Annotated in this window: 18 protein-coding genes; 5 read left to right on the forward strand and 13 right to left on the reverse strand. The window is 46.0% G+C overall.

The features are described from left to right. Positions 1-2: 2 nt before the first annotated feature. A complete protein-coding gene (locus tag RIB93_RS23735; RefSeq protein ID WP_446376273.1) occupies positions 3-269 on the forward strand; it encodes a type II toxin-antitoxin system RelE/ParE family toxin in 267 nt (88 codons plus the stop codon). Positions 270-290: 21 nt separating this feature from the next. On the opposite strand, the gene RIB93_RS23740 is transcribed toward RIB93_RS23735, so the two are convergent. The 5 genes from RIB93_RS23740 to RIB93_RS23760 form a co-directional block, all read right to left on the reverse strand. Next, entirely contained in the window at positions 291-719 is a 429-nt protein-coding gene (locus tag RIB93_RS23740) for a type II toxin-antitoxin system VapC family toxin (protein WP_446376307.1), read from the reverse strand. 277 nt (positions 720-996) lie between these two features. Then, positions 997-2,316 (reverse strand): NB-ARC domain-containing protein, encoded by a 1,320-nt coding sequence (locus RIB93_RS23745; protein ID WP_446376275.1) that lies wholly within the window; start codon positions 2,314-2,316, stop codon positions 997-999. A gap of 241 nt (positions 2,317-2,557) precedes the next feature. Beyond that, on the reverse strand, positions 2,558-3,901 hold the full coding sequence (locus RIB93_RS23750) for a TIGR03279 family radical SAM protein (RefSeq protein ID WP_446376277.1): 1,344 nt from the start codon (positions 3,899-3,901) through the stop codon (positions 2,558-2,560). Positions 3,902-3,941: 40 nt separating this feature from the next. Continuing rightward, on the reverse strand, positions 3,942-4,490 hold the full coding sequence (locus tag RIB93_RS23755; RefSeq protein ID WP_446376279.1) for a hypothetical protein: 549 nt from the start codon (positions 4,488-4,490) through the stop codon (positions 3,942-3,944). Positions 4,491-4,604: 114 nt separating this feature from the next. Then, entirely contained in the window at positions 4,605-5,699 is a 1,095-nt protein-coding gene (locus RIB93_RS23760) for an ABC transporter ATP-binding protein (RefSeq protein WP_446376281.1), read from the reverse strand. Positions 5,700-5,711: 12 nt separating this feature from the next. On the opposite strand from RIB93_RS23760, the gene RIB93_RS23765 reads away from it, so the two are divergent. Beyond that, positions 5,712-5,864, forward strand: a complete 153-nt coding sequence (locus RIB93_RS23765) for a hypothetical protein (RefSeq protein WP_446376283.1) — start codon at positions 5,712-5,714, stop codon at positions 5,862-5,864. Positions 5,865-6,012: 148 nt separating this feature from the next. Here RIB93_RS23765 and RIB93_RS23770 read toward each other — a convergent pair whose 3' ends face one another. The 3 genes from RIB93_RS23770 to RIB93_RS23780 all read right to left on the reverse strand — a co-directional run bounded on the left by RIB93_RS23770 (position 6,013) and on the right by RIB93_RS23780 (position 9,251). Continuing rightward, positions 6,013-6,885, reverse strand: a complete 873-nt coding sequence (locus RIB93_RS23770; protein WP_446376285.1) for a carbohydrate ABC transporter permease — start codon at positions 6,883-6,885, stop codon at positions 6,013-6,015. Between the two features lie 111 nt (positions 6,886-6,996). After that, positions 6,997-7,902, reverse strand: coding sequence for a carbohydrate ABC transporter permease (locus RIB93_RS23775; protein WP_446376287.1), 906 nt, complete (start codon positions 7,900-7,902; stop codon positions 6,997-6,999). A 44-nt stretch (positions 7,903-7,946) separates the two neighbouring features. Then, entirely contained in the window at positions 7,947-9,251 is a 1,305-nt protein-coding gene (locus RIB93_RS23780) for an ABC transporter substrate-binding protein (RefSeq protein ID WP_446376289.1), read from the reverse strand. A gap of 705 nt (positions 9,252-9,956) precedes the next feature. Between RIB93_RS23780 and RIB93_RS23785 the strand changes: the two genes are divergently transcribed. Both RIB93_RS23785 and RIB93_RS23790 read left to right on the forward strand, forming a co-directional pair. Beyond that, on the forward strand, positions 9,957-10,676 hold the full coding sequence (locus RIB93_RS23785) for a tetratricopeptide repeat protein (protein ID WP_446376291.1): 720 nt from the start codon (positions 9,957-9,959) through the stop codon (positions 10,674-10,676). A gap of 100 nt (positions 10,677-10,776) precedes the next feature. Then, positions 10,777-10,923, forward strand: a complete 147-nt coding sequence (locus RIB93_RS23790; protein ID WP_446376293.1) for a tetratricopeptide repeat protein — start codon at positions 10,777-10,779, stop codon at positions 10,921-10,923. 113 nt (positions 10,924-11,036) lie between these two features. Here RIB93_RS23790 and nadE read toward each other — a convergent pair whose 3' ends face one another. The 5 genes from nadE to RIB93_RS23815 all read right to left on the reverse strand — a co-directional run bounded on the left by nadE (position 11,037) and on the right by RIB93_RS23815 (position 18,937). Further along, positions 11,037-12,038: an NAD(+) synthase gene (gene nadE, locus RIB93_RS23795; RefSeq protein ID WP_446376295.1), complete on the reverse strand. Its 1,002-nt coding sequence runs from the start codon at positions 12,036-12,038 to the stop codon at positions 11,037-11,039. 238 nt (positions 12,039-12,276) lie between these two features. After that, positions 12,277-14,256 (reverse strand): asparagine synthase (glutamine-hydrolyzing), encoded by a 1,980-nt coding sequence (gene asnB / locus RIB93_RS23800; RefSeq protein WP_446376297.1) that lies wholly within the window; start codon positions 14,254-14,256, stop codon positions 12,277-12,279. A gap of 135 nt (positions 14,257-14,391) precedes the next feature. Further along, positions 14,392-15,915: a class I adenylate-forming enzyme family protein gene (locus RIB93_RS23805; protein WP_446376299.1), complete on the reverse strand. Its 1,524-nt coding sequence runs from the start codon at positions 15,913-15,915 to the stop codon at positions 14,392-14,394. Positions 15,916-15,929: 14 nt separating this feature from the next. Next, complete coding sequence (locus RIB93_RS23810) at positions 15,930-16,193, reverse strand: phosphopantetheine-binding protein (RefSeq protein WP_446376301.1); 264 nt, start codon at positions 16,191-16,193, stop codon at positions 15,930-15,932. Positions 16,194-16,240: 47 nt separating this feature from the next. Continuing rightward, a complete protein-coding gene (locus RIB93_RS23815) occupies positions 16,241-18,937 on the reverse strand; it encodes a condensation domain-containing protein (RefSeq protein WP_446376303.1) in 2,697 nt (898 codons plus the stop codon). Between the two features lie 498 nt (positions 18,938-19,435). On the opposite strand from RIB93_RS23815, the gene RIB93_RS23820 reads away from it, so the two are divergent. Further along, positions 19,436-20,746 carry an acyl-CoA dehydrogenase family protein gene (locus RIB93_RS23820; protein ID WP_446376305.1) on the forward strand — a complete coding sequence of 437 codons (1,311 nt, stop codon included), beginning with the start codon at positions 19,436-19,438 and terminating at the stop codon, positions 20,744-20,746. Positions 20,747-20,929 lie beyond the last annotated feature (183 nt).

Below are 20,929 nucleotides of genomic sequence, written 5' to 3' on the forward strand. Positions count from 1 at the left end.
TCGTGGAAGTCAGTTTCAGTTCTTCGTTTAAACGTGCATTCAAAAAACGCATTAAGGGTAATCCAGATTTAGAAACAAGGTTTTGGCAAAAATTGGAACAGTTTACGGTAGATCCCTTCGACCCAAGTTTGAAAACACACAAATTATCAGGCAAGCTTAAAGATTTATGGAGTTTCAGTGTAGATTACGATGAGAGGGTATTGTTCTACTTTACAGAAGATGGAAAGGCTGTTTTTGTAGATATTGGCAGCCATGATGAAGTGTATTAATGCATTAAATAGTGTCTATGTTCAAATATGACGGGGATCTATGACTTCAATTTGAGAACACCAAGAAAAATCATTTACATTAAACGTGTAAATACTAGTGACATGATGAGCTAACATAATGGCAATATGAAGTAAGTCGAAAATTCCCCCATTAGTCACGGGTCGTTCTTCCAGTAAAATCAGCCAACGTTCAAATAGATCGAGAGGAGTTGGGAGCAAACAGACGTGAGGCATTTGGCAAATCCGTTTAATCCGGATCATGGCTTCTGTTGGCTCTAGGGGTTTGGCTAAGATGGTAGGATTTGTGATATAAGAGTAAAATTCTGCTAAAACTTGCGATGAGACGCATAAAATTTCTGTTTCACTGGGTCTAAATATCTCTAATGCTGCTCTGTGTAAAGGTGCTTTAGTATTGACAACGTAGGCGAGTACATTGGTGTCGATATAAATTCATTTAGGCTCTGTTTCCATAGAGCATACGGCGACTAAAGGATTGTAGGATTTCGCTTTCAAAGAATAACGGAGTGGGATCGAATTCTGACAGTTGAGCCTCTGTTAATGGATTCTGATATCTATTTATAGCTCTAAATGTATCTATCATTCCATGGATCTGCTCGATTTGTTCAGGAGTGAGTCCGGTAACATCAAGAGTTGTAGTCATTTTGGGTTACGATTAGGGGTTATAGATATTTTAGCTGAACTAGGCGGACTGGCTCAATTGCTATCGTTAATCTTCTAACGGAGTCATTAATTGCAGCGTCACTTCCCGAACGGCTGGTGGTAAAATAAATCGACCCTCCGATTTTTCCACCAGCGATCGCTGACTCAGAGAACCCAGCGCCCGAATCACTTCTTGGGGTGATGTATCACTAAAATGCTGTTGCAATGCTTTAAACGAAATCGCCTCTTTTTGATGGGCAAGATAAACCAATAGTCTTTCTTCTAATTCCGATAAGCGGTCTAAAACTTCCTCAATAAAATCACTAACATCATGAGTAAACAACGTCGTTGATAAAAAATCCGTCACGTCACCATCAAAAACTTCCTTAATTGTCGTCGCCACCAGTTTGAGCATAAACGGATTACCGCGATACCCTTGAATTAACGGTTGCCATTTTTTCTCGCCCGATAATCCTTTTTCCTTTAAGATTAATCTAGCCGCGTCTCCCAACCCCTCTAACTTAAAGGAACGAACTGGTGATGTCTCACCTTCTAATAAGGAAATTTCATTCAGTTTTTCCTGAGAGGTAATTAATACACAGCTTTGGTGCGGTTCTTCTCCTAAACGTCGGAAAAAATCACCATATTCTTCATAGCCTTCTCGGTAAATCCCAGCTAGCTTCCCACTCTGCAAAATCGACTCGACACCATCCAAAATAACCAAACAACGATGCTGTCGAAAATAGTCAATCAGCCAAGAGATGCGCTGATCAGGGGTTTTGGGTATTACCGTTTCCGGTTGCTGGGACAAGTCTGGAATTAAAGCGGCGAGAAGATCAGACACAGAAGGGGATTGACGTAGCGATCGCCACAGGACAACCTCAAATTTATCCTGTAACTGTTTCGCCAACTTCACCGATAACGCTGTTTTACCAATACCACTCATCCCCAACAGCGCCACCAAGCGACAACGTTCCTGACTAATCCAGTGTTCCAGGGTTTTCAGTTCATCGCCACGCCCGTAGAATACAGAAACATCGGGTGCTTCCCCCCAATCGCGGCGATTTTGCGGCTGGGGTGAGGTAGGGGGGGGACTCGGCGAAACAGGGGAACGGTTTGGGGTATTCTTTTGCTGCTGGAGATACTCTTGATAGCGGTTAACCAGGATTTGTTGCAATTTGGTCAGCTTAACCGGACCTCTACCCGGAATTTTAAACTTTTGGTAGACTTCGCTAAGCCGCTTACGCACAGCATCTCCACTAATCTGAAGGTGAGACGCGATCGCAGCCGTTCCATGACCCTCCATCGCCAGGGACAACACCTCTAATTCCGATTTGGACAGATTGCGTTCAGTCGCAATGGTTTTGAGAAAATCCTGAGAAATCACCGTCTGATGCTCACACTTATAACCTATTTCATCCTTCAGGTTAACTCATATTCATGAGGAGAAATAGATTTTGCTCACATCAGTCACTTGAGTACGCACCAACTGGGGTAGTGGCGTGACCCAGCTAAAATGGTGGGATAGGTTGTAGGTTGGGTTTCGACTTCGCTCAACCCAACGGAGTCTAGGGCTGAAGCCCTTACTACAAGCCAAAGATGACAAAATTTAGGTCAGTCCTGATCAATTAACTTAATTGTTTTGCCACACAACGTTCAAGCAATTCCTCAATACCACTAACCACCCAAATTGGTGTTTCTAACTGACGACTTACCTCAGCCACCGTCATATCATCTAAAAATCGCGTATCATCATGTTTAAGCATGACTGAAGGCAGTAAAATCCCGTCACCGAAGTCTTTTCCTGACAATGACCCAAGCAAATCTTGTCCAGTTAACAACCCCGTAACGGTAATTTCTTGTCCCCAATACTCACTCCGTAGCGCTGCTAGTTTGACCTCCAATCCCTCAACCTTATTCAACTGCTGCACTAGGGGCATAAACGCCGTTTCCACCGCATTACCGACCACCCAGGTTAATTCTCGCTCAGGTTCTACACGAGTGGGTAATATCCGCGTAGCCGTATCTTTAAATTGTTTAATAAACTGGCGAATTGAACCCACACCATTACCAATTTGCGGATAATCTTCGTAATGGGATTCTGGCGGTAATTCTTGTTGAGCAATTAAAAACCACTCATCGGCTAACCAAGCAAAAGTAGAGCCGAATTGTTGACGAAATTTTGTTTGCAGGGATTGAACTTGCTGGATAACCTCTGCGGCTTTTTCTCGACTAACAGGAATTAATTCATCTTCTGCGGGGCGAAAGCGAGTTAATCCCACAGGAACGACAGCGACTGAAGCAACAGCCGGGACTTCATTCTGTTGGAATTGGGCTAAATCTATGAGGGTTCGTTCTAAGTGGACGCCATCATTAATACCAGGACAAACCACAACTTGAGCATGAATTTGCAATCGTCGTTCCTGAAACCATTGCAACTGGTCTAAAATCTGCCCAGCACGAGGATTTTTGAGGAGTCGGCTGCGAACCTCCGGTTCGGTGGCGTGGACAGACACATACAACGGAGATAGACGTAGGCGTTCGATGCGATTCCATTCGCTTTGAGTGAGGTTGGTCAGAGTTAAGTATGAGCCATAGAGGAAACTGAGGCGATAGTCATCATCTTTAAGATATAAACTCTGTCGTTTTCCGGGAGGTTGTTGGTCAATGAAGCAAAAGGGACAGCGATTATTACACTGAATTAAGCCATCAAATAAAGCGGTTGCAAATTCTAAGCCTAAATCCTCGTCGTAGTCTTTTTCAATTTCTACAGAATGGGTTTTTCCCGCCGCATCTCGGACTTGTAATTCCAATAGTTCATCGGCACAGAGAAATTGATAGTCAATTAAGTCACGGGGAGGTGTACCATTAATTGAGACAATGGCGTCACCGGGTTCAAACCCCACCTCAGCCGCGATGGAGTTGGGAATGACGTTGTTAATTAAAGCTGGACGGATAGAAGTTTCACTCATTGGAAAGGGAACAGGGAACAGGGAACAGGGAACAGGGAATTCAAAATTCTAGTTCTTGAACGCCATTGGGTGTAATTTCATACCCCCATTCTGGATGCTGGGAAATTGCCCGTTCGATTTCGGGTCGAAGAATGGGATCTGCCATGAATTGGGCAATGGTGGTGGGATCAGGTCGTTGACCATAGAGGCGCAGACGGCGCAGGGGTTTCAGTCCGGTGGATGGTCTGGAGGAATGGCAAGAATGTTTCACCAAGTCACACAATCGGCGGTAGTTCTCTTGTCGTTGTTCTGGAGTATGTCCAGTATCAAAATCAGCCGCCGTGAATACAGGTAATTCGGGGGGATTTGAAATATTTCGCGGTTTCCAACCGTAGCGTAGGGCTTTGATTAGATAATCATTTGGCTTCTCAAGGAGTCCCTTGGCACAATACTCGATGAAAGCTTGAATTGAGGGTTCTAAGTTGTGGGCATAGTTGTAGATTGTTTCTTTTAGATGTTCATCATTGAGTTTAACACCTAGCTTTTCTAACTTAGCTTTGTATTGGAGAATGATATCGACGTGACCGGGATCAAGTTCTAGAAAGTCCATCTGATGATTTTTCGACTAGACGCCCACTTCTAATCATAAAGGTATAGGGAAAACCTGACTCCACCGTGTAGAGACGTTGCATGCAACGTCTCTACGGATAGATGATAGGGTTGGTTAGGAATGATGCGTTAAGCGATCGCCTGATTCGACATCAAACCAGTGCATCGTTTTCTCCGGTAGGGTGAGAGTCACCGTATCTTCTTCACCATCCCAGTAGTTATCAGCGGCTAACAACGCCCGAATCGTCTTACCTTCTGACCCGTCTGAACCCTGCACTCGCACGCTAATCAGTTTTTCTTTACCCATATCTTCGACCAAAAACACGTTACCCTTGATGGTCTGTTCATCTCCTTGCTTGGCAATCCGCACATTTTCGGGACGAACACCCATGATAATTTGGCGCGGTTTGTTCCGCAGGTCGGGCAGTTTCAGTTTAAAGTTACCCAGAATGGCATAATTCTCCTGACAGCTAAGGGTTAGCAGGTTCATTTGCGGACTGCCCATGAAACTGGCAACAAAACTATTGGCGGGGTAGGTATAAATCTGATAGGGGGTGTCAAGCTGTTGCAAGACGCCCTCATACAGCAAGGCAATGCGAGTTGAGAGGGTCATTGCCTCGGTTTGGTCGTGGGTAACATAGACGACGGGCTTGTTTTGGGATTTAAACAGTTGCTTGAGTTCCGCCCGAACTTGTTCTCGCAGTAAGGCATCTAAGTTACTCAAGGGTTCATCTAATAGAAAGACTTCCGGTTCCCTAACTAAGGCGCGGGCAACCGCCACCCGTTGCCGTTGTCCACCGGAGAGTTGACCGGGTTTACGTTCGAGTAAGGAACGGTTTAAATCTAGCTTGATAATCACATCATCAATGCGCTTACGGATTTCCTCGCTAGGAGTGTTACGGATTCTCAGCGAGGCGCTGATATTTTCCTCCACCGTCATGTGAGGATAGAGGGCGTAACTTTGGAAGACCATGGCAATATTGCGATCGCCTGGGGGAACGCCGTTAACTGTTTGTCCACTGATCACTACTCGACCCTTGGTTGGCGTCTCCAATCCGGCAATTAATCGCAGCAATGTGGATTTACCACAGCCAGAGGGTCCAATAAATGTCATGAACTCGCCATCTTCGACATCTAGGCTAATGTCTTTAATCGGTACCGTTTTGGGATTGTATTCTTTGCGTAGATTCTGGAGTTCGAGTTTTGCCATGATTTTTACCTATTGAGTTTTGAAGAAAAACCTGTCAAAAAAGGGGTAAAAGGTGACCCGCTTGGTGATAAACAGTCTGAAACCCTTAAAAATGAAGCTTTGAGTGACATTAGTATCTCCAAAGATGAAGCCTTATTGACAGATTTAGACCACCAGATGAGATAGTCACAAGCGAAGCGTTGCGCAGGGGGTATGGGGGAGGCGCTCGTCCCCCATCGGGGGGTCTGGGGGGCTGGTCCCCCAGATAAAAACCTATCTGTGACCCTATCTGTGACAAGAAGAAATGGGTTAAAAGCAGGTCGCCCCTATAACCCTACCCTTTAACTGCCCCAGCCGTGATGCCCTGAACAATCCGACGCTGGAAGAACAGCACTAACAGAATCAGGGGCAACGTTCCCGCTACTGTCGCTGCCGCGATCGGACCATAAGGAATTTCAAAGACAGAGGTTCCACCAATTTGAGCCACGGCTACGGGAATGGTTTTCATTTCATCTCGTGTAATAAAGGTTAAGGCAAAGATAAATTCATTCCAAGCAAAGATAAACGTGAGAATCCCCGTCGTCACTAGGGCAGGTATAGTCATCGGCAGGACGATTTTCAACAGCATTTGTACTGTGTTATAGCCATCAACCTGGGCGGAATCTTCTAAATCCTTAGGAAGCTGTTGAAAGAAACTTCGCAGCACCAAAATAGTCAGCGGTAAATTAATTCCGGTATAGGGGACAATTAGGGCAATATAGTTATTCCCCAACCCTAACAGTTTTACCACCTCTAAGAGTCCCAGAAACAGGAGTACGTAGGGAAAGAGACTGACGATAAGAACGCAGGCTAAAACAATTCGCTCTCCGGGAATTCTTAACCGTGCTAATGCATAGGCAGCGGGCGCTCCGGCGATTAAACACAAGAATGTAGAGGTTAATGAAACAATGGCACTATTCAGGATATAACGCCAAAAGGGATACCGTTCAAATAACTGCGAGTAGTGCGTCCAAGTGAGTTGATCTGGCGTCGGTAAATAGACCGTAGGAATTGCCGAAATTGCATCATTTATCTTGAACGAGGTCAGCAGTTGCCAAAGGGCTGGCGCTAGGCAAAAGATTAGGGTTAATACCACACCAACCCAGAGGAGAATTTGCTTGCTATTGATTTTGAATTGTTTTTTTGATGAGTCTTGAGCGATTGCCATGGTGCATCTAAGTAGTCGGACTTGTATTAAAGGTAACGGTTGAGATTAGGAAACTGGGAATAGCAAGGATTTGAGAGGTTTTAACATGTCCTGGTATTTATGTCCAGGTACTTATTGATCTCCTAAAACATTAATCCGGGTTTTGGACAGCAAAAAGCCAATAATCGCCACAGCGATAACTAGCAAGAGGAAGGTGACGACAACTAAAGCTGCACCGTAACCAAAGTCTAGATAACGTCTCACTGTGTCGTAAATATACAGTGAAATCATTTCCGTGGCATTCGCTGGACCGCCCCCTGTCATTACCAGTATGAGGTCAAAAATCCCGAAGGCTTGAGCGAATCGAAACAGGAGGGCAATTAAGATTTGAGGGGTCAGTAGGGGTAATGTAATTTGTACAAAACTTTGGACTGGAGACGCCCCATCAATTGCATGGGCTTCGTAAAGATCCTTGGAAATGGATTGCAATCCCGCCAGCAGAATAATCGCGAAAAAAGGTGTTGTTTTCCAGACATCAGCGGCAATTAATGCAATCATGGCCGGAACGGGTTCACCTAACCAAGTGATCGGATCAACGGCGGGCAAGAATCGCAAAATATCATTAGCAACGCCAAACTGGTCATTAAAAATCCACGCCCATGCTAATCCCATGACGGCGGTTGGTAACGCCCAAGGGATTAGGGCGGCGGTGCGAACTAAACCGCGTCCGAAAAAGGCTTGATTGAGAACTAAGGCAATTGCCATTCCCAATACTAATTCAATCACAATCGAGGACAGGGTAAACACCGTTGTGTGCCACATACTTTGCCAAAAGCGTCCATCACCGACAAGCCGCACATAATTGGCAAAGCCAGCAAATTCTGGCTTTAACTCAGTTCCTAAATTTTGATTGAATAAACTTAACCAAAATGCCCGTCCAATGGGATAGGCAAACACCATGAGCAAGATCAGGATGGCGAGTAGGGTGAGTAACCAACCTGTTCGTATCTCTCGTTGCCGAATTGAAGCTTGTTTCATCGTAATCTGATTGACTTACACGCCGTTAAACGTACTACAGAATCTTAATTGCCTAAAAGTCTTCGCGTTTCCTGGGCGGCTCGATTCATCGCTTTTTCAGGCGTCAGTGTTTGCGTAATTGCCGCACTGAGATAACGCTGCAAAATATCTGAGGCTTGAGCGTATTGGGCGATAGGAGGACGCAGAACCGCCTGTTCTAAAACTTCGAGCATTTGGGGAAAGTAACTATATTCAGCTACCAGTTCGGGATCGGTATAGAGTGATTTTAGAGCGGGGGCATAACCGTTGGCGAGACTGAATTCTTTTTGTATGTCTGGACGGTTAAAAAATTCAATCACTTTCCAGGCTTCGTCAGGGTGCTTCGTGGATTTAGAAATCCCCAATCCCCATCCACCTTGGCAAGCGCCACTGCTATCTGCGGGTTGGTGTACCATCGGCTTAATCGCAAATTGACCCGCAATTTCTGAGTCGGCTGCCAATGTGTAAACGTAGGGCCAATTCCGTAAGAAAATAACTTCACCATTTTGGAATAAGCGACGGGTTTCTTCTTCGGCGTAGGTGGTAACACCGGGAGGAGAAACATCTTTTTCAATGGTATTCAGTAAAAATTCGACCGCTTGAATTGCTTCTGGCTGATCAAGTCCGACTTCTAGAGTATCTGGATTCACCCAAAATGCACCAAATCCTTCCAGGATTTCCACAAACATGGCAGATAAACCTTCGTACTGCTTTCCTTGCCATACATACCCCCATTTAACGCCTGTTTGCTGTTGCAGGGCTTGGGAGATTTGCATGAGTTCGGCAAAGGTTTCTGGAGGTTCGTATCCACCTTTGGCTAGTAAATCAGTACGGTAGTAGAGCATACCTCCGTCGGAACGGAAGGGCATCCGATACAGTTCACCGTTGTAGCGTCCTCCCTCTACATCTCCTTGCAAAAACTTTGATAATTCGTCTTCAGTAATTCTCTCAGATAGAGGCATTAACCATCCGGCGGCAGCAAATTTTGGTACCCAAACAATGTCTAGATAAACGAGATCGTAAGGTGAATCACCCAACAAAAAGGCAGAGGTATAGAGGTCTTCCACCAGGTTAGTTTCGTTAGGTCCTTCCAGGATTTCTAGATTAATATTGGGATTTTCTTCTTCAAAGTCATCGACAAATTCTTGCCACTGGGATGCTTCTAGGGCGCTCATCAACACCTTGACTGTGACAGGTTGTTGGGTCAAGGCGGGGAGAATGAGAAATTGAATCGTGGCAATTGTGGCTATCAGTAAGATGAAAAAACGAGGGATTTTTTTGATGCTGAAGATACCTCGTTTGAGTTTGCCCAATTGCTGATTAATGTTCATGGCATACTCTGATAATTCAATAGGGTTCAACTGTGTGATGACGATGATAGGCTGTCTCAAATAGGATCGCTGATAAGCTTCAGCCTAATTGTAGCTAACGCTGATCAAGTCCTTGACCTCATCGCTCGATTTGACGAGATGTTACTCTAGGTAAGGGTTAGATGTAAAGAAATGAAACTTAAGTTTATTTAAGTTAACATTTCCCGGAGGACAATCAGACAAGATTGGCTAGGTCAATCGATTGACGGGTGTAAAAGGATACTTGTAACATATTTTTGAACATAATTCATACCTCGATAGTTGGTTGACATTTTACCAAAAGAGTTATAAGCAGGTCATTTGTCATACTCGCCCAAGCGAGAAGCCAGCTACGTCATTCGTCATTCGCCATACTCACAGAGATTGATGATTATGCCCCATTAGAGGATGCATTATGGGGAGTGACTGAAACTCAGCATTAAACCAAAGTGGCATTGCTAAAATTCAATGGAATAAGTGACGATGCTTTTTTAGAATTTTACCTAATAAATTAGCCTAGCCAAAGCTTTGGGGGAAATGACTGATTTTTTCATACTTTTTCCCCAGTTGACCTTAATTAATCCAATTTTTTAGCCGACTCAACCTGCGATCGCATGAGACAGGATTGAGCCAACCCCGATGATCCAAGGATATACACTGGGACAATAACCCCTTTCCCACAAGCAGATGATCAAGCGGCTTTGGCAATGGCTAGTGCGGCTGATTTGGCGAATCGTACCACCTTTCCTCAAACCCAAACAACACAGGCGACGGCAAAAACGCCTGAGTGATGCAGATTATCATCAGTTATTTCGGCAATTGGTGATTGGGGTGAATCAGGGATGGAATCGGGAACAGATCCTGCAATATTTAGGATACCAGAGTAGCGATCGCGCTTTTAAGGTGTGGCTCTATGAGTATGGACAGCAGTTGCGCCAGTTACCCGAGGCGGATCATCAGTTCGCTTGGCAATTATTGCAGATGAGTGGTGTCGGCTGTGGAGAATTAGGGGAAATTGCGGCAGAAATTGGCAAGGATTTATTGGCGAAACCGGCGGGGAAAAGGGAAGCCTATCGGGAAGAAACGGGAGACACAGATCACAGCGAAACAGCCGAAAGTGATGCCGCCGAAACCTGGTTCAATCAAGGGAAACAGCAACTCGCCGACCAAGATTTTCTGGGTGCGATCGCGTCTTATGACGCAGCCATTCAACACCAACCCTCCTTAGCCGAAGCCTGGAATAATCGGGGATTAGCCTTGGGGAATTTGGGAGACTATCAAAGTGCGATCGCATCTTATGAGAAAGCGATTCAAATTAAACCGGATTACCAATTAGCCTGGTACAACTGGGGTGTAGCGATGGATAAATTAGGAGAAAAAGAAAAGGAATCAATAAACCCCTTGTAGCGACCCAATGATCAATATACTGTAGGGGCGACCCGCCTGCATCAATAAACACCACCCATCCACTCAATTGTATCGGGTCGCCCTTTACCTCAAACGGCGCATGAATTACAAACCCGCGATCGCGTCTTATGACGCAGCCATTCAACACCAACCCTCCTTAGCCGAAGCCTGGAATAATCGGGGATTAGCCTTGGGGAATTTGGGAGACTATCAAAGTGTCGTCTCATCGGGAGCATGTCAGGTTTGATATAATGTTGACGCTAACCTACTCTCGTTGGGTTTCGTTCCTCAACCCAACCTACAACGTTGACATGCATCCGTCTCATCGCCCATTGGCGGCGGCGTTAATCCATAACGTTTTTAATCAACGTTTTCCATACTAATAACAGGTATTCTCAGATACGAAGTTGTACGCTGTTTGCGGACAATATCGGCAACAACCCGCTCGACTTGCTCTACTGTCAAATCAAGTGCCTGGGCGATTTCATCGTTCTTAACACCCTGTTCATACCCGAACCAGATTGTATCCAGAATATCAAAGGGTAGGCGGAAGAAAAACTCTTCTTGTGAACTTCCACCCGGATACGTATCCGAAGTCGGCGTGCGTTGTTGGATTTCGTCTGGCACATCTAAGTAACGAGCAAGCTGGTAAACTTGTGTCTTGAACAAATGGGCAATCGGACTAACATCAATTCCGCCATCTCCGTACTTGACAAAAAAGCCTAATAAATGCTCATTCTTATTCGCTGTACCGATAACCGCATAATTATTTAATTCGGCGTGATAGTAGAGCATTGCCATGCGCGATCGCTGCTTAAAATTAGATGCGGCGACAATCTGATAATACTCTTGGGGCGGTAAGCGTTTGGTAAACTCCTCACCCTCTGGATTGGTTACAGTTAGGGAAAAGATATTCAGCGTTTCTTTTTCCAGCAAGTTTCCCGGTAAGGCAATTTTAGCCTGCCAACCCTCTCCGAATTCCGGAAACAACCGTGCGATCGCGTCGTTGCGGCGGCGGTAACAGCCAAACCCATCCAATACCCCGGAAATGTCTTCCGTAATGGTTTGAACGCCATAGTGATCAGCGACTAACTGTGCCAGTGTAGCACTCTCCGGACTGGATTCACCCTCCGGTAACAGCAAGGCGACGACAGGTTCGGAACCAAAGGCTTTAGCACATAAGCCCAGTACCACCGATGAGTCAATCCCCCCACTGATACCCAACACCGCCCCGCGACGGCGTAGGGTTTGATGGACACTTTGGCGTAACTGTTCGACAATGCGTTCCGTCTCGTTGGCTACATCTAAATTAAGGGAGTGCTTATTGAAGCCAATTGCATCCGTTTTGACTGGATCGTTCATGATAGAATCTCCTGAATAAGTCGGGTGGTGAGAGGGGTCATTTGTTTATGTCATACTCGCTATCGCGAGAAGCAAGCTACGTCATTTGTCACAGTTAAATCTCCTGTGGTTGATGAATTCCCATAGGTTCCGATTTGATATATTGACAAGTTCGGTGGTTTCATCTTATACTTACTTCATAATGGAAAAATGTGTCCGCCTATAGGGTCGAATTTTATACCCATTCAACTAAAGTTTGTTAGTGAATTCCCTCTAATTTGCGATCAATAACCTTAACTCGATCCGAAGAGTTCAATATCGATAACCGAGAGTTGAAGTCTTTAACGAACTGTTGCTCAACCAACTGCGTGGATAAAACGCCGGCGATCGCCATATCATCAACTTCACCCAAGGGTGATCCACTTTGGGCTTTGCGAACCAGTTGATTAACCGCTAAGGGATTAAATAAACCACTAGCGCGTACAGCATCTTCCGACAACAACTCCCAGACGTAATCCGGTGTATCTTGGTGAAAGAAACTGCGGTGAATCGGGGCGCGGTAGGGACGTTTACGGCGTTGCCAAATATCGGGGGGTAGTAATTTGCGGCTTAATTGTCGCAGCAGCCATTTCTCCCTTAACCCGCGCAGCTTCAGATTAGATGGCAGGCGATCGCCAAATTCCACAACTCGATAATCTAGAAAGGGGAAACGCCCTTCTACTGAATTCGCCATTGCCATGCGATCGCCTTGAGAGGACAGCAAATAGGGTGACATGAAGGTGACAATTTCCAGGTATTGCGCTTGGGCTAAAGGAGACCAACTGGAAAAATTGCTCTGGAGGGGAACCAATTGTTCTGCCCACTCTAGTAGTCCAACCTCTGGTTTAGAAACCAGCAAACGCTGGAGACGAGCCGTATTTGACCAACGAATAATATGGGAATAGAACGGTGATTCGGTATCGGTGAGATTCTTTTTAAAGAAAGCTTGGACAAAGGCTTCACTGGTACGACTCAAACGGGAAATTTCCGGGTACAGCCGTTTCAATAATAACGGTCGCCATTGGGAATCCGGCTGTTTTGCCCAGAATCGACGTATCGCCATTTCTTTGAAAATGTCATAGCCACCAAGGAATTCATCTGCCCCTTCCCCAGTAAGCACCACCTTTAAACTAGAATCCCGGACTAATCGAGATAGCATAAACATGGGTGCGGGTGCGGTGCGTAATGTGGGAGTTTCTGTGTGCCAAATTACCTCTGGAAACAGGCGACTAATATCGGTATGGGTACAATAAACAACCCGATGGTTAGTACCCAAAATATCTGCCATGCGCCGCTGGAACTCACTCTCATCAAACTCTGGATCTGAGAAGGCGATAGAGAAGGTTTCTAAGGAGTTCTGGGCGTATTGACGGATAATCGCGGTGGTTGTGGAAGAATCCAACCCCCCACTCAGGTAAGCGCCAACGGGTACATCAGCACGTAGGCGGATTAGGGTGGAGTCAATCAGCAGTTGCTCAAACTCATCCAGATAATCCTGGGGAGTACGCCGGGATGCTTCTGGGGTAAAGTCTAGTTCCCAGTAGGGTTGGATATTTAACTGTCCATCCTGAACGTGCAGATAATGACCGGGGGAGAGGCTATCAATGTCCTGGAAAATGGTGTGCGGTGTCAACACCGTCCAAAACGTGAACACCTGCGTCAGTGCGGCGGGATCAATTGTTGCACAAACCCTGGGATGCGCCAGAATGGTCTTGATTTCGGAACCAAAGATTAACTGACCCTGGCACAGAGTATAAAACAAGGGGCGAATCCCCAAGCGATCGCGTGCCAAAAATAGGCTACGTTGACGAGTATCCCAGATCGCGATCGCAAACTGACCATTCAGATAATTCAAGCAATCCGCACCATACTCTTCATACAGATGCAGGATCACCTCTGTGTCACAATTCGTAGAAAAGCGATGACCAAGAGCTTCTAATTGGGGGCGCAGTTCCACATAGTTAAAGATTTCACCGTTGAAGACAATCCACAATGTTTCATCTTCGTTACAAATCGGTTGCTGTCCACCGCTTAAATCAATAATGCTGAGACGAGCATTCCCCAAATTAACCCATTCATCCCGGTAAATCCCAAACTCATCAGGACCGCGATGACGAATCATGGCTAACATCTGCGGCAAAACCGTCTCCGGAATCGGCTGAGGTTCCTGCAAGTTGAGAACACCAACAATACCACACATAACTTACTCCTTTTGTTTGTAGTAAGCGCTTTAGCGCTGTTGCCACTTTGTGTAAGTTCTGTAAATAGTCCTCAAACCCTGACAAATGACAAATGACAAATGACAAATGACCAATGACCAATGACCAATGACTAATCACTTCAAATCGGTCTTTTTAATTTTGCCAGAGGAGGTTTTAGGCAATTGAACACACAACTCGACTAACTTCGGCACCATGAAATCTTCCAAATGGGCGCGGCAATACCGTAAGATATCGGCTGGGGTAAGTTCATCGCCCTCCTGTACGATAAACGCCTTGACCACCTGCCCCAATACCGGGTCAGCCACGCCAATCACCGCCGCTTCCCGAACACCTGGAAGACCATACAGCACGTTCTCCACCTCTTTCGGTGCCACTTTCTCGCCCCGGCTTTTGATCATGTCATCTTGTCGCGAGACAAAATACATAAACCCCTCTTCATCCATGCGAAATAGGTCACCGGTGTAGCACAGCCGCTCCCCTGGAATCAATCCAGGGCGGAAACGGGCAGCACTTGCCTGGGGATTACCCCAATAACCGCGCATGACATGGCGTCCCCGCACCACCAACTCACCCACTTGAGAGCAACCCAGCCGCTGACCCTGTTCATCTTCAATCCACACTTCGGTGCCAGGAATGGCGATGCCTACGGAATCGGGACGTTGCGAGAGTTGATCTGGGGGCAGATAGAGGGTGCGCTTGGTTTCGGTTAAACCGTACATCGAGAACAGCGTCGCCCAGGGAAACTTAGCCCGAATTTGGAGAATGTGGGAGGGAGGTAAGGCGGCGGCGGTGTTGGTCAAATAACGTAAACTGGATAAATCGTAGGCACTCAGATCCATTTTCAGTAGCATGGCGTAGATTGTCGGGACGCCTGGGAAGCCAGTGACCCGCTCTTGTTCCATGCGTTTGAGAATGGCGGCTGGATAGGTGAATCCTTTTTCCAGCACCAGAGTGCCGCCGAATTTAAACACCATCAAAAGTTGGTACAGTCCGTAATCGAAGGACAAAGGCAACAAGCCGATGATAATATCACTCTCGACATTGCCCAGATATTCGATAATCGAACTGGCAGCAAAGACAACATTGCTGTGGTCTGACATGACGCCTTTGGGGTCGCCAGTGCTACCGGAGGTGTAAATTAGGCAAGCTAGGTCGAGATCAATATTGACTTTTGGAGGGCGATGTGCTACGTAATCGCCCTGGATGGCGGTATAGTTGAGGACATTGCCCGTACTCGTCTCGGCGGGTGGCGAAGTCAGGATGATGGTTTTGAGGGAGGGAACCTGTTGGGTGAGCTGTTGAGCTAAATCGGCTTGTCGCCCACTGGTGAGGAAAACTCTGGCTTGACAATTGTTTAAGATATAGGCGCACTTATCGGACTTCGTGCTGGGGTTGAGTGGCACAAAAACGCCACCCGCTTTGAGGACAGCAAAAATTGCGATCGCCAACTCTAGGCAGTTAGGTAGAAATAATACGACGCGATCGCCCCGTTGTAAACCCTGTGCCAAGAGCGCATTTGCCAAGCGGTTTGCCTGTGCCTCGACTTCGGGATATGTTAGGCGTTGCCCATCGCCAATCAACGCCACCTTATCCGGTAATCGGTCAGCGCTAGACTCGATAAATTCCTGTACCAACATGACAATTTCTGCCTTTAAGAACTAACAAACAGGGACTGTTTTTGTCGGGCAAATGCCGCTAGATTGCTAACGGAATCAAAGTTTTCCGGGACAATCTCGACATCTTCCACCTGAATGCCCAATTTTTCTTCTAAAAACAGCACCAATTCCATCACGTTCATCGAGTCAATGATGCCGTTTTCCAGTAAGGAAGCGTCATCGGGATAAGCATAGCCTTGGCTACTGAACAGAATAGTTTCGGCAATGTGCTGGCGTAGCATTTCTTCAATGGGTTGCATAATTAAACCTCACTTTTTTGGTCTAGTCAATAAAAAAATGTGCAGAATTAACGGGAGTCTGTTTGACCAACCATCCTTTCCACTTCCGCCTGTGCCTCATCCAAACAAACCCGCAATTTTTCTGCCAGAACCTGTACATTAGGCTCTGACTTCAAGCTGCCATGATTGCCAGGAACACCGTGCAGCTTCAATCCTCCTCCAGCCACTGTGCCCCAGCCTGAACGATTATGGTAAGTTTTTAGAGGATGTCCGTCACCCATAGCCCAGAATACAGTGACCTGACCGGGATAGATTTGCAGTCGATACGCTTTTCTGGCTTTTGTCTTCTCCTCTAATAAATGAAATCCTCGGAGAGCGTAAGGCAATTCCTGTCCAATACCCAAGTAAAAATTACAGGCAATTTTCTGGACGTTCTTCTCTATCTGGCTCCTGAACTTGGTCAGCTTTTTCTGGTGCTTCCTGACTTTCCACCCCAATTGCTCTTTGACGTGGGCATGAATGTAGGTTATCTTCTCGCTAAATCCGAGTTGTAAAATTTGCTCCAGATGTATAGAGACACGGGAACGGAATGGTACAGGCGACGGTACAGGTAATGGTAAAGGCGATGGTGAACTATTAATAGGCAACCCATTATAGGCAGTATCAAATAGGGCGAGCAGAGCTACCGTCTTACCTTGTGCCTGTAGCTGTTGAGCGATTTCAAAGGCAACTATACCACCAAAGGAGTGACCTCCTAAAAAATAAGGACCATCAGGCTGGACAGTACATATTTCTTCGATGTAATGAGTGGCTAAGTCTTCAATCCGCAATTTGGGAGCCTGTTTTCCATCCATTTTTTCTTCCAAACCATAAAAAGGTTGGTCAGCTCCAAGACAACGCGCCAGAGTGGTAAGACCAAGGGCGGTGCAGCCAGCCGCAGCGACACAAAAGAATGGTGGCTTAGAACCCTCTGGTTGAACCGCTACCAATGAAGACCAAGGTGCTGACCATCCTGACTGGCGCAGAAGGTTGGCGAGTTGCTCGACGGTTGGTGCTTGGAAAAGGGTAGCTACGGGTAGATTTCTGTTCCATTTCTTCTCGATTTGCCCGAACAGTTGTACCGCTAGCAGGGAGTGTCCCCCGAGTTCAAAAAAATTATCCCTCACGCCGATGGGTTGAATACCTAGAACTTTTTCCCAAATTTGGGTGAGTTGGTGTTCCAGCTTATCTCGCGGAGCGATATAGGTTTTCTGTTGCTGTTGAGTTAAGGGAGCTGCATCCAGATTGTCGTCATACCGGTGATGGAGTTTTCCATCAGCAAAACGTGGCAAGTCTTCTAGGCACAGTTCGGGATTGATAACTAAGCGTTCTAGTAAGGTCTGGAAATGCGCCAACATCTGAGTTATGCTCGTCGCCTTGAATAGGTCTGTTTTGTACTGCCATCCTCCTGTTAATTTTCCTAATTTTTCTTGCAGGGAAAGAGACAAATCAAAGTTGGCGATTTCCCGGTTTACATACAAGGAGTTCACGGTTAACCCATCGAGAGCTAATGACGGATTGGGTGTATTTTGCAAGATAAACATACCTCGCGTCAGCGGTGTGTGAACTAAATTGGGGAGTTCTGCCACCTTTTGTAAGGGTATATCTTGGTGGGCAAATGCTTGTGAGGAAACGTGACTGATTTGATGCAACAGTTCTCGAAAACTGGGGTTTCCTGATAAGTCAGTACGGAGCGCTACTATATTATTGAAGTAGCCAATTAACCCTTTTGATTCCACTTGATGACGACCGACAACAGGGGAACAGACAATCATGTCTTCTTGCTCTGTATATAAGTAGAGCAAGGTTTTAAAGGCGGTTAACAGGGTGACGAACAGAGAAACACCTTCCTGATAACTCAATTTCTTGAGCGTCTGGGTTAAGCTTTGTGATAACTCAAAGGGTTGATAAGCACCTTGGTAACTTGGCACAGGTGGAGGTGGGTAATCTGTGGGTAATTCCAGAGCCGAAATGCCACTTAGGTGATTCTGCCAGTAGTCAAGTTGAGAGGAGAATACCTCGCCTTGTAGCCATTGCCGTTGGGTTTGGGCATAGTCGGCATACTGAATTGGCAGTTCCGAAAGTGGCGATGGTTTTCCCTGGGAAAAGGCATCGTAAAGTACGCCGACTTCCCTTAGGAATACTCGGTCAGACCAACCATCGAAGATGATATGGTGTATGGTTCGTACCAGTATGTGTTCTTGTTTAGTTAGACGCAACAGTTTTAGACACCACAATGGGCTTTTTGTCAAGTCAAACGGTTGCTTGGCATCTTGGGCAGCGAGTTTTTGGGCTTGAGTTTTTCTTTGCTCTAGAGGCAGTTCTTGCAAGTCTATAATTGGCAGAGTCCAATCAATGTCTGGACAGATCACTTGGATGGGTTGTCCATTTACGGTTGGAAATGTGGTTCGCAGGATTTCATGGCGTCGAATAATTTCCCTCAGACTCATCTCTAGTGCTGCTACATTGAGTTCACCTTGAAGATGCAAGCAATGCAAGATATTATGTACAGAAGTATCGGGCTGTAACTGTTCCAGATACCAGAGTCGTTCTTGGTTGAAGGAAAGGGGTAAGTTTTGGTTGCGTGAAACAGGCTGAATGGCAGGAGCCTGATGTTTTAACTTGACGTTGGTTCTCAGGGAAAGCCAAAAATCAGATGGCGTTTTTTCGGCTTGGGGCGGGCTGGAAGAGTTAAGACGGGATTTTTCGGCAACGGAGTATTTCATTGTTTCACCCTGATTAAACTCTGATAAAAATATTTGTTTTATACCTTACCCTGGCTGAATTAAAAATGCTAGTGCCTTTACAATATCTTGTTAAAACTCAAAATATACTCTCATAAGATATTTTGATAATCAGGAGTGATATTTTAGTTTAAACTTAACAATAATTGACGCCAATTGCTCCGGAAATATAGAAATGAATAAAAAAGTATAGAATCAATAAATAAAATGAAGTAATGTATCTAAGCAATACGTAAAGCAACTAAAAAGATGCCATAAAAGAGAAAAACATAAAAAATAATAATCGGATTTACCAAAGTCAGTCTCAGGTTGTTCTTTATTAAAGCTTCATAAACAGTTCAGCCTTGACGGATTGGCTAGGGTAGGAATAGGGAATAGCTAATTTAAATACACATCAGCTTGATCTGACGTGATACAGTGTTCAGGACTTAAGTTGGTCGGATAACCTGAGAAAGGAATTGTTGAACTGTTTGTTACCTAATGTCACCAACTACAGCGAACCAAGGTGTTCCTAACGCGCGAAGCGAAGCTATCCCGAAGGGAATCGCGAATCCGTCTAACCTTTTAGAGGTAGCGGAGGCTTACTTGCGCGAAATTGTCGCCCCTGACGCTTCACAGATCGATCAGGATACGGAAGCATTACGAACCGCACTGAAAGGATTAGGCGCTCGCAACCTCCTAGCGCTGAAGGTTCCCCAAGATTGGGGAGGTGCTGAGGTGAATCCTGTCACCTTCTTTCACTTCCAACAACAAGTCTCTCGCTATTCCGGTGCGTTGGCTTTTCTGCAAACTCAGCATCAGAGTGCAGGTGGATTTTTGGCAAAGAGTGACAATCACGCCTTAAAGCAGCAGTATCTTCCCCGCATGGGGAGGGGTGAGGCGTTAGTGGGTGTGGGTTTCTCCCAACTGCGACGCACCGGGAATCCTCCAGTCAAGGCGACGCCTGTGGATGGAGGCTATCAGATTAGCGGGAATGTCCCTTGGGTTACGGGTTTTGGCTTGTTTGAGGATTTTGTGATTGGGGCGACATTACCCGATGGTCGGGAACTCTATGGTATTGTACCCTTTACGTCTACGGAGCAAGGAGTTGGACGTGCGATCGCGTTTAGTGAACCGATGGCGCTAGCGGCGATGAATTCAACGAATACGGTGTCGGCGAGTCTAACGAATTGGTTTTTACCTCACGAGTCTGTTTTATTCCTCAGAAAAGCCGGGGCGATTCATGAAACAGATCGAAAAAATGTATTAAATCATGGGTTCTTTGCCTTAGGCTGTGCTAAAGCTGGATTAGATATTATTGCCGCCGCTTATCAACGCAAGCAATTAGGATTTATTCAAAACGCTTTTAATGCTCTCACCGCCGAAGTCTGCGACTGTGAAGCCACAATGATGGCAGCATTATCAGCAAATTCTGCTGACACCGAGGATGGGGGAGATAGAGAAGATAGGGGAGATGAGGGCGGGTTTAGAAACATCCGGGTGACAACAAATGATAATAGTGAAACCCGCCCCTACATAGGGAAAAAACGTCCCCAATCCCTACAGCTAAGGGCGTGGGCAATTAACCTAGCAGGGCGGTGTACTAATGCGGCGGTAACGGTTTCCAGTGGTGCGGCAAATCTTCAATCCCACGCCGCCCAACGTGTCTATCGTGAAGCGGTGGTATTTACTGTTTCTGGGCAAACCACAGCGGTAATGGAAGCAACCTTGGCGCGTCTGGGAGCAGGGGGAGCAGAGGGAGCAGGGGGAGCAGGGGGAGCAGGGGGAGCAGGGGAAGCAGGGGGGGTATGAGATGAACGAGCTAAAAGATAAAGTAATCAATATTGTGTTGAGAGGAAGGCATTCCAGACTTTCCCGACTGAACGACACTCAATATTTTGTACGGCGGCAAAATAGTATTTCTATTGCCGATGTTTATGGATGTTATAATGATTGACTTTTATCGGTACTTTAGACAACAAGGAGAGGATTTGA

This window comes from Coleofasciculus sp. D1-CHI-01, from assembly GCF_040218875.1.
Lineage (GTDB): Bacteria > Cyanobacteriota > Cyanobacteriia > Cyanobacteriales > Coleofasciculaceae > Coleofasciculus.

Excerpts from the sequence above, each read along its gene's own strand:
- RIB93_RS23815 (WP_446376303.1), bottom strand. The coding sequence starts at position 18,937 with ATGAAATACTCCGTTGCCGAAAAATCCCGTCTTAACTCTTCCAGCCCG.
- RIB93_RS23750 (WP_446376277.1), bottom strand. The coding sequence starts at position 3,901 with ATGAGTGAAACTTCTATCCGTCCAGCTTTAATTAACAACGTCATTCCC.
- RIB93_RS23770 (WP_446376285.1), bottom strand. The coding sequence starts at position 6,885 with ATGGCAATCGCTCAAGACTCATCAAAAAAACAATTCAAAATCAATAGC.
- RIB93_RS23790 (WP_446376293.1), top strand. The coding sequence starts at position 10,777 with ATGAATTACAAACCCGCGATCGCGTCTTATGACGCAGCCATTCAACAC.
- nadE (WP_446376295.1), bottom strand. The coding sequence starts at position 12,038 with ATGAACGATCCAGTCAAAACGGATGCAATTGGCTTCAATAAGCACTCC.
- RIB93_RS23780 (WP_446376289.1), bottom strand. The coding sequence starts at position 9,251 with ATGAACATTAATCAGCAATTGGGCAAACTCAAACGAGGTATCTTCAGC.
- RIB93_RS23755 (WP_446376279.1), bottom strand. The coding sequence starts at position 4,490 with ATGGACTTTCTAGAACTTGATCCCGGTCACGTCGATATCATTCTCCAA.
- RIB93_RS23775 (WP_446376287.1), bottom strand. The coding sequence starts at position 7,902 with ATGAAACAAGCTTCAATTCGGCAACGAGAGATACGAACAGGTTGGTTA.
- asnB (WP_446376297.1), bottom strand. The coding sequence starts at position 14,256 with ATGTGTGGTATTGTTGGTGTTCTCAACTTGCAGGAACCTCAGCCGATT.
- RIB93_RS23820 (WP_446376305.1), top strand. The coding sequence starts at position 19,436 with ATGTCACCAACTACAGCGAACCAAGGTGTTCCTAACGCGCGAAGCGAA.
- RIB93_RS23810 (WP_446376301.1), bottom strand. The coding sequence starts at position 16,193 with ATGCAACCCATTGAAGAAATGCTACGCCAGCACATTGCCGAAACTATT.
- RIB93_RS23760 (WP_446376281.1), bottom strand. The coding sequence starts at position 5,699 with ATGGCAAAACTCGAACTCCAGAATCTACGCAAAGAATACAATCCCAAA.
- RIB93_RS23805 (WP_446376299.1), bottom strand. The coding sequence starts at position 15,915 with ATGTTGGTACAGGAATTTATCGAGTCTAGCGCTGACCGATTACCGGAT.
- RIB93_RS23785 (WP_446376291.1), top strand. The coding sequence starts at position 9,957 with ATGATCAAGCGGCTTTGGCAATGGCTAGTGCGGCTGATTTGGCGAATC.